Annotated in this window: 10 protein-coding genes; 7 read left to right on the top strand and 3 right to left on the bottom strand. The window is 55.6% G+C overall.

Features of this window, described 5'->3' with window-relative positions:
• A complete protein-coding gene (locus FrondiHNR_RS09885) occupies positions 1 to 480 on the bottom strand; it encodes a hypothetical protein (protein WP_279352606.1) in 480 nt (159 codons plus the stop codon).
• A gap of 9 nt (positions 481 to 489) precedes the next feature.
• A complete protein-coding gene (locus tag FrondiHNR_RS09880) occupies positions 490 to 1,461 on the bottom strand; it encodes a hypothetical protein (RefSeq protein ID WP_279352604.1) in 972 nt (323 codons plus the stop codon).
• 167 nt (positions 1,462 to 1,628) lie between these two features.
• Between FrondiHNR_RS09880 and FrondiHNR_RS09875 the strand changes: the two genes are divergently transcribed.
• The 6 genes from FrondiHNR_RS09875 (at position 1,629) to FrondiHNR_RS09850 (ending at position 9,001) form a co-directional block, all read left to right on the top strand.
• Positions 1,629 to 2,300 carry a spermidine/putrescine ABC transporter substrate-binding protein gene (locus FrondiHNR_RS09875; protein WP_279352603.1) on the top strand — a complete coding sequence of 224 codons (672 nt, stop codon included), beginning with the start codon at positions 1,629 to 1,631 and terminating at the stop codon, positions 2,298 to 2,300.
• 316 nt (positions 2,301 to 2,616) lie between these two features.
• A complete protein-coding gene (rpsL, locus tag FrondiHNR_RS09870; protein ID WP_279352602.1) occupies positions 2,617 to 2,991 on the top strand; it encodes a 30S ribosomal protein S12 in 375 nt (124 codons plus the stop codon).
• Positions 2,991 to 3,461 (top strand): 30S ribosomal protein S7, encoded by a 471-nt coding sequence (gene rpsG, locus FrondiHNR_RS09865; protein ID WP_279352601.1) that lies wholly within the window; start codon positions 2,991 to 2,993, stop codon positions 3,459 to 3,461. Before rpsL ends, rpsG begins: the two co-directional genes overlap by 1 nt.
• Positions 3,462 to 3,584: 123 nt before the next feature.
• Positions 3,585 to 5,705 (top strand): elongation factor G, encoded by a 2,121-nt coding sequence (gene fusA, locus FrondiHNR_RS09860; protein WP_279352600.1) that lies wholly within the window; start codon positions 3,585 to 3,587, stop codon positions 5,703 to 5,705.
• 125 nt (positions 5,706 to 5,830) lie between these two features.
• Positions 5,831 to 7,024 carry an elongation factor Tu gene (tuf, locus tag FrondiHNR_RS09855; RefSeq protein ID WP_279352599.1) on the top strand — a complete coding sequence of 398 codons (1,194 nt, stop codon included), beginning with the start codon at positions 5,831 to 5,833 and terminating at the stop codon, positions 7,022 to 7,024.
• Positions 7,025 to 7,153: 129 nt separating this feature from the next.
• Positions 7,154 to 9,001 carry a hypothetical protein gene (locus FrondiHNR_RS09850; RefSeq protein WP_279352598.1) on the top strand — a complete coding sequence of 616 codons (1,848 nt, stop codon included), beginning with the start codon at positions 7,154 to 7,156 and terminating at the stop codon, positions 8,999 to 9,001.
• Positions 9,002 to 9,035: 34 nt separating this feature from the next.
• On the opposite strand, the gene FrondiHNR_RS09845 is transcribed toward FrondiHNR_RS09850, so the two are convergent.
• Positions 9,036 to 9,836 carry a hydroxymethylpyrimidine/phosphomethylpyrimidine kinase gene (locus tag FrondiHNR_RS09845; protein WP_279352597.1) on the bottom strand — a complete coding sequence of 267 codons (801 nt, stop codon included), beginning with the start codon at positions 9,834 to 9,836 and terminating at the stop codon, positions 9,036 to 9,038.
• Between the two features lie 188 nt (positions 9,837 to 10,024).
• On the opposite strand from FrondiHNR_RS09845, the gene FrondiHNR_RS09840 reads away from it, so the two are divergent.
• Positions 10,025 to 14,824 (top strand): FtsK/SpoIIIE domain-containing protein, encoded by a 4,800-nt coding sequence (locus tag FrondiHNR_RS09840; protein ID WP_279352596.1) that lies wholly within the window; start codon positions 10,025 to 10,027, stop codon positions 14,822 to 14,824.
• Positions 14,825 to 14,829 lie beyond the last annotated feature (5 nt).

The raw sequence follows: 14,829 nt of genomic DNA, 5'->3' as shown, positions 1-14,829 counted from the left end.
TTACACGTCTTCCGGGTTTTCCCAGGGCCAGCGTGGTCGTCCCCGGTCCGTATAGATGCGCCGAGCCACCATGGCCCAGTAGCACAGAGCACACAACCAGCCGATAGGAAGAAGAGCGAGTAGAAAGGCACTGTAGAACGATTCGTGCGGGGGTAGTCCCACCGCAAAAAAGACGATTGCAGCCACGAGATAGGCGCCGATCCCCGCGAGGAGTATGAGGCTCCAGGGAAGGCGGGAGTGGCCGTGTTGGAGACTCTTTCCGATACGAAACATGCTTAAGAACATGACAACGAGGGCGAGCACTATTGAAAGGGGTCCCACCACAAGGGAAATATCTGCCGTCTCGATGGGGTCAGACGCTGTAAACAGCGCAATAAAACCCCAGGTGGCGATGGTGAGTGCTCCGGCGAGGACGGTGAGCATGAGGGCCGCTACCGTGCAGTAGAGACTCTGATTTGGTCTGCTCGGTTGCGGTTCCACGATGTTCTCCTAAACGTTTGGCGTCAGAGGTTGGGTTGCTATGGGTGAGGCTGCGAGACGGTTCTCGTACTCGCTGATTTCTTCGGCATTGGCCAGTTTGACTTTGCGAGCCCTGGCCGCGATCCACGCCCCGAACCAGACGGACACCTCGCGTCCGGCCACGCCGGCAAGAATTGTGAAGGGAGAGAGAACGAACTCTTCTAAACGTCCCCATGACTCATCGGGAGTGAGGTCCGTGAGTGAGCCGGAGTAGAGTAGGCCAATAACGGCAGCGCAATAGACAAAAGCACCCACAAGGAATCCGAAGAGAACGTAGGCCCACCAGTTTGCGCGATTTGCAATCATCACAAGAACCAGTAACCCCACGAAGAAAGCGGCAATTGATGCCGGGTACATGGGGGTGAGAAGGTGATCCACGAGCGCGTCGAGAAACTGGCTGGGAGCTGTGATGGGGGCGATGATCGCCGCGATAATACCGGCGTAGAGAAGAGCAAAGCCGAGTGTTGCCACGATTGTTATCCAAAGACCGGCAACTCGGTTTCCTCGGATCTCGGGTAGGAGTGGAGCCTGAATATAGAGGGGAGCCATCGGATGATCCGTGCTGACGGTGAGGACATCCGGGTTGCCGGTGGAAGCGTGTGCGTCAGGTGTAGGTTGCGGAGTCTCGGGGGAGGCTACGGGAGGTGCCTCGGCTGTTGCTCGCGGGGAAACGATTGGCCGGGCGGAAATGACGGAGGGGTCAACACCCGCGGCAACCTCATCCAGCGCCCCGGGGTGAAACGACGGGTCTGACATGTCCGTTGCCTCAAAATGGTCAGATTCGCTATTCACGGATTCTTGTGAGCCGTGTTCGGGGTTTGTGGCAGCGAGCGGGGTTTCCGTGCGTGAGCGATCAAGAGCTGCTTTGAGTTGGTCGTTTGTTGCGGGGGACTCCGAGGCGGGACTGCCCTCTGCGGGATCCTGCCGGTTTGCTTCGGTCATTGCTTGTTCTCCTCGAATCGCAACGGGTGTTTCTTTGGGGTCACTTTAGCAATTCCCGGGGTTATCAGCGTGGATTGAGGGCGGCATGTGATCAGCTGGGCGCCTACTCCCTTGCCGATCACAGGGGAAGGAGACATACCGCAGGGTGCCACGCGGGGGATTTTGGCTTGGCTGACCGGCTTGTCTTGGGTACCGTAGTGAGTATGGCTGACCCAGATCTTCCCACACGAGTAACCACCGAGGTGGAGCTGTGGACTCGTTGGGTTCCCGGGTGGAAGATCGGAAGCTACCGTACCCGGGCGCGAATCTGTCGCCGGTGTTTTAACTCCCCCATAGCGCGGGCCGCGGGGCTCGATCAGGATGTTCCTCATCAGGTTCGTCACGCCCTGGTGAGCCGGATGCAGAAGATCATTGATCGCTCCGTTGAAGAGTTTACCGAGGCGAGCCTCCCCAACCTGTGGCGGGAAATCGCGAGTGACTCCCCGGCGCCCCCTTCAAACGGATATCACCCACACGAGGGACTCGACCCCGAGTATGAGGGTATTGAGCTTGACCCGATTCCTGATCCAGGACAGTCCTTTCTTTTTACCCTGGAGAGCCTGGCGGAGAAGCGGCCGGAGCGTTCTTCTCCACCACCTGCGCCCCTCTCTGATGAGCAGAAGGCTGTACTCCGCTCTGAGGTGGCGCTTGCCGATGAGTGTGCCCGGATCACAGGCCAGAGGGTGTGCGAGGCCCTGCGGGAACACGCTCCCCGTATAAAACACGCGATTACCACCTGCGTTGAACCTCAGGTTCGGGCGGTGCTGAGCGAGCTTTCGCACTCTCTCGAGTCTCCCTAAAGCCTCTGGGTGCTCTTTGTTCTTGCGTCAAGTGCCAAATACAGGGTAGAATTTTCGCTTGGTGCTCTTTGTTCGCTTTTGTGCTGCACCCTCAGGGGTATGGTGTGGGAGCTGGCGTCGAAATCCTCAGGGTCTTGGTCTCTACGAGGCGGGACCCCCACGGCATATCCATCATCTCAGATGCCGCAATTCTGCGGTATCGATGGATCCAGATGAACTCGCCAAAATCTTTATTGATTAAGCACTCTCGAGTGTGGCGAATGCAAACCGCTTAGTGCAGAGCTGTCACCGTGCAGCATTTATATAAGGAGAAGAAGTGCCAACTATTCAGCAGTTGGTCCGGAAGGGGCGTAAGCCTAAGGTCTCGAAGACCAAGGCACCGGCCCTGAAGGCAAACCCGCAGCAGCGCGGGGTGTGTACCCGTGTGTACACCACCACACCCAAGAAGCCCAACTCGGCAATGCGTAAGGTCGCTCGTGTCAAGCTTTCAAACGGTACCGAGGTTACCGCTTACATCCCTGGTGAGGGCCACAACCTGCAGGAGCACTCGATGGTTCTTGTGCGTGGAGGTCGTGTAAAAGATCTTCCCGGTGTTCGCTACAAGATTGTTCGTGGCGCTCTTGATACGCAGTCAGTGAAAGACCGTCAGCAGGCGCGTAGCCGCTACGGAGCGAAGAAGGAGAAGAAGTAATGCCTCGTAAGGGACCAGCTCCTAAGCGCCCCACGGTTGCCGATCCGGTATACGGTTCTCCCGTTGTGAGCCAGCTTGTGAACAAAATTCTTAAAGACGGCAAAAAAGGCCTGGCTGAGCGTATCGTTTACGATGCTCTTGAGGGCGTTGCCGCTAAAAACGGTGGAGATGCCGTTGTCACCCTGAAGAAGGCTCTTGATAACGTCCGTCCTACGCTTGAGGTTCGTTCACGTCGTGTTGGTGGTTCGACCTATCAGGTGCCCGTTGAGGTTAAGCCGCATCGAGCTAATACTTTGGCTCTGCGCTGGCTCACCAGCTACGCAAAGGCTCGTCGTGAGAAGACCATGACCGAGCGTCTCACCAACGAGATTCTTGATGCCTCTAACGGTCTTGGTGCCGCAGTAAAGCGTCGTGAAGACACACATAAGATGGCCGAGTCAAACAGGGCGTTTGCTCACTACCGCTGGTAAAGCTGCACGTTCTGGCCAGGTTCGCGTGCGATACTGTGGCCAGAACAAAAACGCTGGGGTAGCGTTTTTAAAAGCTGCCCCAGTAACATTCACCCAAACATCCCAAAATTTTCGGAGGAACCCGTGGCACAGGACGTGCTCACCGACCTGAACAAGGTCCGTAACATCGGCATCATGGCCCATATTGATGCCGGAAAAACCACAACAACTGAGCGCATCCTGTTCTACACGGGCGTGAACCACAAACTGGGTGAGACACACGATGGTGCCTCAACCACCGACTGGATGGAGCAGGAAAAAGAGCGCGGTATCACCATTACCAGCGCCGCGGTCACCTGTTTTTGGAACAAAAACCAAATCAACATCATTGACACCCCGGGACACGTTGATTTTACAGTTGAGGTGGAGCGTTCGCTTCGTATCCTCGACGGTGCAGTTGCCGTTTTTGACGGTAAAGAGGGTGTTGAGCCTCAATCAGAAACGGTATGGCGTCAGGCTGACAAGTACGATGTACCCCGTATCTGCTTTGTCAATAAAATGGACAAACTGGGCGCTGACTTCTACTACACCGTAAGCACCATTGTCAGCCGTTTGGGCGCTAAGCCTCTTGTTCTGCAGCTTCCGATCGGTCAGGAGTCTGGCTTTGAAGGGGTTGTTGACCTCGTAGAGATGCGCGCGCTCACCTGGCGTGGAGACGCAAAGGGTGATGTGACCCTTGGCGCTAACTACACCGTCGAGGAAATTCCGGCAGACCTGGCCGATAAGGCCCAGGAATACCGTACCGCGCTTCTCGAGACCGTTGCCGAGACCGACGACGCGCTCATGGAAAAATACTTTGGTGGCGAGGAGATCACGGTTGCCGAGATCAAGGCTGCCATCCGTAAGCTCACCGTGAGCAGCCAGATTTACCCGGTTCTCTGTGGCTCTGCCTTTAAGAACCGTGGTGTTCAGCCGATGCTTGACGCGGTTGTTGACTATCTGCCCTCGCCTCTTGACGTTCCTGCGATCGAAGCACACGATCCGCGTGACGAAGAGAAGATTATTCTCCGTCGTGCAGATGCTAATGACCCCTTCTCGGCTCTTGCTTTTAAGGTTGCCGTTCACCCCTTCTTTGGGCGTCTTACCTATGTTCGCGTTTACTCGGGAAGCCTCGACAGCGGAACCCAGGTAGTTAACTCCACCAAGGGTAAGAAGGAGCGCATTGGAAAGATCTTCCAGATGCACGCCAACAAAGAGAACCCGGTTGATTCTCTCACTGCTGGAAATATTTACGCCGTGATCGGGCTGAAGGACACCACCACGGGTGACACCCTTTCAGATCCGAACGAGCCGGTGGTTTTGGAATCGATGACCTTCCCCGAGCCAGTTATCGAGGTGGCAATCGAACCAAAGACCAAGGCCGATCAGGAGAAGCTGGGAACCGCAATCCAGAAGCTTGCAGAGGAAGACCCCACGTTCCGTACCGAACAGAACGCAGAAACAGGTCAGACCGTTATTGCGGGTATGGGTGAACTTCACCTCGACATCCTGGTCGACCGTATGCGTCGCGAGTTCAACGTTGAGGCCAACGTTGGAAAGCCTCAGGTTGCTTACCGCGAGACCATCCGTGGCACGGTAGACAAGTTCGAGTACACCCACAAGAAGCAGACGGGTGGTTCTGGTCAATTTGCTAAAATCCAGATCTCGCTCAGCCCGCTTGAGGCCGATAGCGACAAGATCTACGAGTTTGAAAGCAAGGTGACTGGTGGACGTATTCCTCGTGAATACATTCCCTCGGTTGACGCCGGTGCCCAGGATGCCATGCACTCCGGACCCGTTGCCGGGTTCCCCGTTGTGGGAGTCAAGGTCACTCTGCTTGATGGCCAGTACCACGATGTCGACTCGTCCGAAATGGCCTTTAAAATTGCCGGTTCGGTGGGTACGCGTGATGCTCTTCGGCTCAAGCAGGTGAAGGCTGTTCTGATGGAGCCTATGATGGCCGTTGAAGTCCGTACCCCTGAAGAATACATGGGTGACGTCATTGGCGATCTGAACTCGCGTCGTGGGCAGATCCAGTCGATGGAGGATGTGAGCGGGGTTAAGGTCGTTCGCGCCCTGGTTCCGCTTTCAGAAATGTTCGGTTACATTGGTGATCTACGGTCGAAGACCTCGGGTCGCGCAGTGTTCTCGATGGTGTTCGATTCTTATGCTGAGGTTCCCAAGGCCGTGGCTGACGAAATCGTTCAGAAAACTAAGGGCGAATAGTTTCGCACCGAGGCCGGTCGAAAAATTTCGGCTAACCAAGTAACATAAACACATAAACCCCGTAAGCGTCCGGGTCGGCACTTGTCGGCCCGGGTGTTTACACGAAAGTCCTGAGGAGGACCACAGTGGCGAAGGCCAAGTTCGAGCGGACTAAGCCGCACGTAAACATCGGAACGATCGGTCACGTTGACCACGGTAAGACAACTCTTACTGCGGCCATCTCAAAGGTGCTTGCTGACAAGTACCCGTCAGACACCAACGTGCAGCGTGACTTCGCTACCATCGACTCCGCTCCCGAGGAGCGTCAGCGTGGTATCACTATTAACATCTCGCACGTAGAGTACGAGACCCCGAAGCGTCACTACGCACACGTAGACGCTCCCGGTCACGCCGACTACATCAAGAACATGATCACCGGTGCCGCCCAGATGGACGGCGCAATCCTCGTGGTTGCCGCCACCGATGGCCCCATGGCTCAGACTCGCGAGCACGTTCTGCTTGCCCGCCAGGTTGGTGTTCCCTACCTGCTGGTTGCACTCAACAAGTCCGACATGGTCGATGACGAAGAGATCCTGGAGCTCGTTGAGCTTGAGGTTCGTGAGCTTCTCTCCAGCCAGGGCTTCCCCGGCGATGACGCTCCCGTTGTCCGTGTTTCGGGTCTGAAGGCTCTTGAGGGCGACGAGAAGTGGGTTAACTCTGTTCTCGAGCTCATGGAGGCTGTAGACGAGAACGTTCCAGACCCCGTGCGCGACAAGGACAAGCCGTTCCTGATGCCCGTTGAGGACGTCTTCACGATCACCGGTCGTGGAACCGTTGTAACCGGTCGTGCAGAGCGTGGAACCTTGAAGATCAACTCTGAGGTTGAGATCGTTGGAATCCGTCCCACCCAGAAGACAACTGTGACCGGAATCGAAATGTTCCACAAGCAGCTTGACGAGGCCTGGGCCGGTGAGAACTGTGGTCTTCTTCTTCGCGGTACCAAGCGCGAAGAAGTAGAGCGTGGTCAGGTTATCGTGCAGCCCGGTTCGGTTACCCCTCACACCGACTTTGAGGGAACCGCCTACATCTTGAACAAGGAAGAGGGCGGTCGTCACAACCCCTTCTTCACCAAGTACCGTCCCCAGTTCTACTTCCGTACAACGGACGTAACCGGTGTGATCACTCTCCCCGAGGGAACAGAGATGGTTATGCCCGGTGACACCACCGACATGACGGTTGAGCTCATTCAGCCAATCGCTATGGAAGAGGGCCTCGGTTTTGCTATCCGTGAGGGTGGCCGTACCGTTGGTGCCGGAACCGTAACAAAGATTATCAAGTAGTAGATTTTACTGCTTACAAACCGACCTCGGGTATTTACCCGGGGTCGGTTTGCTTTTAATAGGCGGAGTTTTGTTCCCGGGGAATCAACAATAGGATGCTTGTAGGGCTTGCTTATTGGAGAGTGCAACATGGATGACTTCCTCACCCTTCTGGGGTTTCTTGATTCACTGATTGCCGTTCTTGCCCCCGTCGCGATTATTCTCGTTGCGGCGATTGGTGTGAAGATATCCGGGGTTGAGCGTTTCTTTCTCTTTGCTGCCGTTCGTCGGGCACGGAAGGTACTCCACAGAAGTATTCCGACCTCCGATAAGAAAACGATTAAAGCATTACAAACAACTCTGGTTTTTCGTTACCTGTTGCCAAAGCTCAAGGGGGAGGAACTGACCCCTGCGGACCTGGTCTCCTGGCTGATTAAGGATAAAGATCGTACACAATATGATGATCTCCTCGGACAGCTTCACCTGCTTCTTCAACTTGCTATTGCACCCGAGAGGCAGAGCGCCGTAGCCCGCGTTTTGTGGGCTGACAATGTTGACGCGGTAAGACATGAGTTGCGCCTAGTCAGTGACTATCTCGATCGTGACTACATTGCAAAAATCCCGGTTCCTATAGAGGCCTCACAGCGAGTTTTTGCGGATACTGTTTCTCTGTTTGTGGGTGCAAACGTTTTGGTGGACGGGATGGCTAGCCGTCTGGGTGCGCTCACACGCGTTTTTGTTAACCACCGTGATGCGTGGGATGGCCCAGAACTACCGCATCCCCCAGCGGATGAGCACACCCTGCCCGCCCTGCGGGGAAGAACAAATAGGCATGCGGAACTCTTGCGAGCACCCTCCCGTTTTGATGTCAGACACCGTGGATATGATGTGAGCCGACTGAACGTGCAGCGTGAGGTGGTGAGTAGCGGAATCGAACCGGGAGACCACGATGGACGAATCTTTAGTCTCAAAGCTGCACGTCAGATGGTGGACGAGGTAACGGGAAAATTGGTTGTCGAGTTGGAAACTCATGAATCATGTACGGTATTGAGCGAGCAGCATCCGCGTTATCGTTCCCGCAATCTTGGTTCTGATCTCTCAGCGGCCGCAAGCGCGTCAGTTTTTGAAGTGGACGGGGCTAACGCTTTTGTCTGTCCTGAGGAGCGCCCTCTGACGCAGCTTAATACCTGTGTGTCGTTTGTCTCGCACACAGAACGTGGGGTTCATCTTTTGCTGGCAAAACGCACAAACCCCTCCGCACTTGTTGATGACACGCTGTCGGTTACCGCTGAGCACACCTTCGAGCACTCAAGGCACGGTGAGAAAGGTGATGGGGATATCTTTGGGTCACCATCACCGTTAAACTCTGTTCTTCGAGAGGTCCGAGAGGAGTTTGGGTTTACCCTGGATCCCAACCAGGTCTCTCCGGTTGCAGTTTTTGCCTCAAACGCCCAACACAAACCGGTTGACTCCGGTGCGGATAATGCGCATGAGGGAGTTCTTGGTGCCTCGGTGTGCTTTATCGCGCAGATTAGCCTGAACGCAGCCGAGATAGAGCATCAGAGGGCGTTGCATTCGGATTGGGCGGAGGGACGATTTGACCGCGACAGTATTGCCGAGATCGAAATTCCACTTGCGGGTTCTTCTTCTGAAACGACGATTGCGGATGCTGCGTGCCGCTATGTGTTGCTGCTAAACGGTATGCTCGGTCAGCTTGACCAGAGTGCGATCATTACCGCTCTGTACACGGGTGCTCATTTTTACGGAAGCGATACGATGCGGCAGGCGTTGCTTACACACTCTCCGGTTCCCTGGGGTGCGCTTCCCTGGGAAACCGGTACTTTCCGTGGCCCCCGAATTATCCGCCACCCGAAGGTGTTCTTTGGGCATCGATACGGTGTGATCAGTGAGCTTCAGGTCGACTGGTCTGCGGCTTATAGCGGATTAGTTCCTGTGCGCGGTGGAGAGGCCCACGATGAGAAGCCGTTGGCTGTTTAGGGGGATGCACGCCCCCCGAGCATAGTTTTTCGGACTAGTTTCCCTGCCAGACGGCGTCGAAGGGGGCGTGAGAGGATACGCGATGGGTGATGCTCTTGTGGACAAACTCTTTGGCACTGTGGGCGGCCTCGAGAGGGGTCACGCCCTTTGCGATTTCCGCTGCGAAGGCTGCGGCGAGTGAGCAGCCGGCGCCGCTTACCGCGACCTCGCCTACCTTGGGGGCGGTGAGAATTTCCAGAGTTGTTCCGTCATAAAAAACATCAACCGCTTCGGAACCCGCGAGACGAACGCCCCCCTTGGCCAGTACGGTTGAGCCGCTGCTATCGTGGATGCGCTGTGCCGCCTCGGTGAGGTCTGAGACCGAGTTGATATCCTTCATGCCGGATAACTGGATGGCTTCGAAATGGTTGGGGGTGACAAAAGATGCGAGGGGGAGAATCTGTTGCTTGAGAGCCCGGTCGGTATCAAGTGCGTGCCCCGGCTCCTGCCCTTTACAGATCAACACGGGGTCGAGAACAACACGGTTAAAATTACGGGTGCTGAGAACATCGGACACGACCGCGATGGTGGCGGGGGAACCGAGCATGCCAATTTTGACGGTGTTGAGCTGGTCGGGGCCGTACGCCGTTAGCGCGGCCTCAAGCTGATCCGCGATAACCTCGGGTTCAATGGGAACAAAGCGGTGGTTCCAGTTGTCTTTCGGGTCGAAAGAGACGATGCAGGTGAGGGCGGCAATGCCAAAAACATTGCGGGCCTGGAAGGTTTTGAGATCGGCCTGAGCTCCGGCGCCTCCGGTGGCCTCAGAGCCTGCGATGGTGAGAACGATATGTGGCATGAAGTAATCCTATGCCCTGTGCCTCTCCTGCCGTGCATTCTCCTCCAGATACGTTCCTATAGCGTCTCTTATCCCCAACTGTTTGTTCCCTATGGTGGGAACAAACACTGACGGGTGATGATTGTAAAACGCTGAGGTTTACCAGAAACGAGTGGATCAGGATGGAGGGCAGCGGCGTGAGAATCAAGATGAGGGTTGAACATCCGCGGCTTCGGGCACAGAACGTTCTTCTCAGCGCAAGCGTCACCAATACAATTAGCGATGTTGCGGTGTGCCTTGTTCAAAACAGTCCAGAGTCCTATGTGAACGCGCGCCAGGCAATCGCTCAGCTGGCTCCCCTAGCTCTTCGGGTGAGATATCCCGGGGATAATAACACCTATGTGCTAGATCCCGGCGCACCCATAGGGCGGAGCGGTCTGCGTTCTGGCTGTTGGGTCCAGCCCCAGCCTGACAATCAGAAACTGGCTAACGATATTAGGGTCGACCCGATTGTTGCCACGCTAACCGTAGAAAACGGGATCCAGAGCGGCATCACCTTTTCTCTTGTGCGGGGAGAAAACACCATTGGACGAGATCCCCAGGCTCGAATTTATCTTCACGATTCTAGCGTTTCTCGTCGTCATGCCACCGTCATGATCACCGATACGGTTACTATCGTTGATCACCAGTCTGCTAACGGGGTCATCGTTGATAACCACAAGATAGCTAGCAGTGCTCCACTTCAAGGACAGCATCGGATTCTTTTGGGTAGCACCCGGGTCACAATTTTTGTGATGCCACACTATGATGCTGCTACCCCCGTCTACTCGTCTGTGCTGCAGGACGGTGGGCACATGCGATCACCGCGCATCGAGCCCAGGTTCGAGAGGGGCGAGATCCACCTTCCGCATCCGCCGCAACTACCCGAACCCTCAAAGTTTTCCTTTATTGCACTAATCGTGCCGCTCATCATGGGTGTGACGCTGTACCTTGCAACGGGCAATCCGATGAGCCTTCTATTTGTGATTCTTTCGCCGCTTTTCCTGGTGGGCAGTTACATTGACACGCGAGTTATCCTGAGGCGTAAGAACCGAGCGCAGGCTCAGCAATTTTACGAAGCGATCGATCGTGTTGAGCAGCGATTAGAACAACTCCGAGCTCAAGAAGCTCAGATAAGAAGTACCGAGACACAATCGAGCAGCGAGGTGATGACCGCCGTTGTCAAACGGAACCAATTGTTATGGACTCGACGGCCTGAGCACAGAGCGTTTTGTGAAGTGAGGTTGGGTCTGGGTATGCAACCAAGCCGCATGAGGGTTCAGCCACCAAAGCGTAACGGTGAGCTAGTTGAGCCTGAGCACTGGTCAGAGATTGAGCGGATAGTCGATAAATACTCCCGGATTGCAACGGTTCCAGTTGTTGAACGGCTCAGTGTGTGTGGAGCGCTGGGGGTTGCGGGTGAGGGTCTGCGCTCGTGGGGGTGTGCTCGATCCATTGTGCTCCAGCTCGCAGGGTTACACTCGCCCGCCGATATGGTCATCACCTGCTTAAACGGACTAAGCGGAAGGAGAGCCGCGGTTGATTGGGAGTGGTTATCGTGGCTTCCGCACGTCGATTCTCCATACAGTCCGTTGCGTAATACTCGCAGCAAAAACATCCGATTAGACAATACGTCTTGTGTCGCCCCTGAAGAGGGGGAGCCCCGGCGGGGTGAGTTTCACCCGAGCAATGACGTTCAATCCGCGCAGCAGTTATTGGCTGATCTTGAAGAGCTTCTGGAGACACGTCGGACGCATTCGGGAACCCCAAGAACGGTTCGTTCTCACCTCAACGCGAGTATTGGGGCTGCGCATTTTCGTGAGGATTCCGTCTCAGAGTTACCCGCCACACCGGTGGTCGTTGTGCTCGTTCTTTTCTCTCAGGGGGTAGGAGAAGCCGCAAAATCTCTCGAGCTGGGGCGTCTAACGGCGCTTATAGACGCTGGAGCAGACTTTGGCATTTACTTTATCTGGGTGGCGGAACGCTTAGAACAACTACCCGCACAGTGTCGAACCTATGTTCATATTGAAGAGCAGGGTGGGCATGTGGGGTATGTTCGCACGGGCGAGGTTGTTGCGTTAGAACGAGTTGATACGGTGGAGGTTCTTGAGGCAAGCTTGACCGCGATCCGTTTGTCCTCCGTGAGCGATGTGGGGAGTCAACTGCTTGATGAGAGTGATCTTCCCAATGCCGTCAACTATCGTGACCTGGTTGAACACGATGTTCTTGCCGGTTCCTCCCACGTGATGATGTCTTGGCTTGCGAGCGACAGCTTGGTATCACGCTGGGTGCCGGGAGAAGAGCGCGCTGCGCAGGCGTTAACGGCGGTTGTAGGTTTAGCAGCCGAGGGACCGATAAGCCTCGATCTCCGGGCGCACGGGCCCCACGCCCTCGTAGGTGGAACCACGGGCTCGGGTAAGTCTGAGTTTTTACAAACCTGGATCATGAGCCTGGCCGCTCATCACAGCCCCGATCGGCTCACTTTTTTGCTTATTGATTACAAGGGTGGGGCGGCCTTCGCGGAGTGTGTTAAGCTTCCGCACACGGTTGGTCTTGTTACCGACCTGAATCAACACCTAGTGCGTAGGGCGCTCACGTCGTTGCGGGCCGAGCTAGTACACAGGGAACGGCTGCTTAACAGCAGGGGCGCTAAAGACCTGGCTGCTCTGGAAACGCGAGGTGATGTGATGACCCCGCCGATTCTGATGATAGTTATCGATGAGCTAGCCGCTCTTGTCGCTGAAATGCCTGAGTTTATTAGTGGGATTGTTGATGTTGCTCAGCGCGGGCGATCATTGGGGGTACACTTGGTGATGGCAACGCAGCGTCCCGCCGATGTGATTTCCGACAGTCTGCGGGCAAACACAAACCTTCGTATTGCTTTACGCGTTGCGGATCGGGCGGATAGTGCTGATATCGTCGGAACGGAAGACGCCGCTCTTTTTAATCTCGATACTCCAGGACGTGGAGCGGTGAGGATTGGCCCGGGGCAGCTCATTCATTTCCAAACCGGATACCTCGGCTCCCGCTCGGGTCGGGCATCAACTCGCCCAGCAATACGCATAGAAAACCTTGGGTTTGGGGCGACAAAGGCATGGAAAACCTCGTTAAAACCCTCCAGCCCCGGCGGCGCCCTGGAGCGGGTTAGTGCGCAGCGCGATATTGAGAAGCTCTTAGAGAATATTCTGTGTGCCTACACGAAGGCCTCGCTTACGCCACCGCGCAGGCCGTGGCTAGAGCCGCTCCCGAGTATGGTGGCTTTGGAGAGGCTGCCCAGCATCCCGGAGCGCGGGATCGTGATCGGAATGGCCGACGAACCGCAGCGCCAGCGGCAAAATCCCTACAGTATAGATTTGGACACTGTTGGTGGTGTTGCGATCGTGGGTGGCGGGGGTAGTGGCAAGAGCACAGCGTTACGTACCATGGCAATTGCGATTACGCGGACGGTTCGTGACGACCCAACGGATATTTATATTCTTGATTATGAAGGAGGTGCGCTCGATTCGCTCACCACCCTTCCCACGGTCGGCTCCGTTATACCGGGCAGGGATGATGCCCGGCTCCGACGCTTATTCCGGGAGTTAATAGCGCAACTTCGGCAAAGACAGCACAGATACTCTCGGCTGCGGGCGGGTACTCTCACAGAGTATCGTTCTCATTCGGAGGAGGAACACGAACACAGAATAGTGTTGCTGATTGATGGCCTGGGTGCGATGCGTCAGCGTTATGAACTTGTGGCTGGCGATAATCCCTACCGTTCTTTTGCTGCCCTCTTGGCAGAGGGACGTCAGGTGGGTATTCACTGTTTCTTTACCCTGGATCGTCTTGAAGACATCGACAGGGCGCTGAACGCAAATATTCAACAGCAGATTATTCTCCGGGCCGGTGTTGACAGTGATAGCGGTGCGGTCAAAAGAACTCTCGGTGCTCCCAAGGGAATGTCCCAGGGGCGGGCCCTCGTGCGTAAAAGGAGTGAAGGCTCGGAGATGCACGAGGTGCAGCTTGCTATATACGGCGGTACGGAGTCTCTTCTTGCGCAATCCACTCGTATTGAAGAATTAGGGGAGAGGCTTGTGGCTCGGGGCGTGACCCCGGTTCCGGAGATTATGACGCTTCCCACTTCTGTTGTCCGTACCGAGTTGCCCACCACACACGACGGGCGTTTGGTGGTTGGTCTAGATGACCTCACTCTTCAGCCCGCGAGCATCTCCGATACGGGACTTTTTACAGTGATGGGGCAGCAGGGGTCAGGGCGAAGCACAGCGATTGAGACCATATATCTCAATCGGTGCGTGAAAAATCCACAGGCAAATACCTTTCTGCTCTCCACTCGGTCAACTCGCCTGCATAACTTACCCTGGACAGAAGAATGTAGGAGCATCAACGGCGTGGAAAACCTTGCCCATAAGCTGGTTACGAGGCTTAGCGGAGGGCCTGCCGCTCACGGTGCAGGTGTTGGTCTGTACGAGGGGGACACTATTTTTGGCTCTGCGCTGCAGCCTCCCCGCCAGTCCGAGAGTAACGCGCAGGGATCCGAGAACAACACGTGGGCATCTGGTGACAATAGTGAGCAGAGGCCCGGCGAAAAAAGAGAACGGGTGTCCGGCAAAAACAGTGTCTCTGAGAACCTGCAGAACAGTAGTCAGATATTTATCGTCATTGATGACGTTGCAGAGCTTGAGGGAACGCCCGCCGACGGGGCCGTGTCTCAGCTACTTAAGGTTGCCCGAAGCTCCGGTGCCCACACCGTGATTATGTGTGATCCCAATACCGTCTCTCAATCGTGGGGTGTTCACGCTCAACTAAAGAGTGTTCGTAATGGGGTTTTCTTGCAGCCAGACGAGGATGACGCCCCCAACCCACTGCGAATTCAGACCAACAGGATAAAACGCTCAGATTTTCCGCCGGGACGAGGGTATCTGGTAGAAAGCGGTCAGAGCAGCCTGATTCAGGTGGCCCTGCCTCGATAGCAGCC

It is taken from the genome of Lysinibacter sp. HNR, from assembly GCF_029760935.1.
Classification (GTDB): Bacteria; Actinomycetota; Actinomycetes; order Actinomycetales; family Microbacteriaceae; genus HNR.
The sequence above is the reverse complement of the archived record's forward strand: the minus strand, read 5'-3'. Positions and strand labels throughout refer to the sequence as shown.

Coding starts and splice junctions, on each gene's coding strand:
- FrondiHNR_RS09850 (WP_279352598.1), top strand. CDS start 7,154: ATGGATGACTTCCTCACCCTTCTGGGGTTTCTTGATTCACTGATTGCC.
- FrondiHNR_RS09880 (WP_279352604.1), bottom strand. CDS start 1,461: ATGACCGAAGCAAACCGGCAGGATCCCGCAGAGGGCAGTCCCGCCTCG.
- FrondiHNR_RS09845 (WP_279352597.1), bottom strand. CDS start 9,836: ATGCCACATATCGTTCTCACCATCGCAGGCTCTGAGGCCACCGGAGGC.
- rpsG (WP_279352601.1), top strand. CDS start 2,991: ATGCCTCGTAAGGGACCAGCTCCTAAGCGCCCCACGGTTGCCGATCCG.
- FrondiHNR_RS09840 (WP_279352596.1), top strand. CDS start 10,025: ATGAGGGTTGAACATCCGCGGCTTCGGGCACAGAACGTTCTTCTCAGC.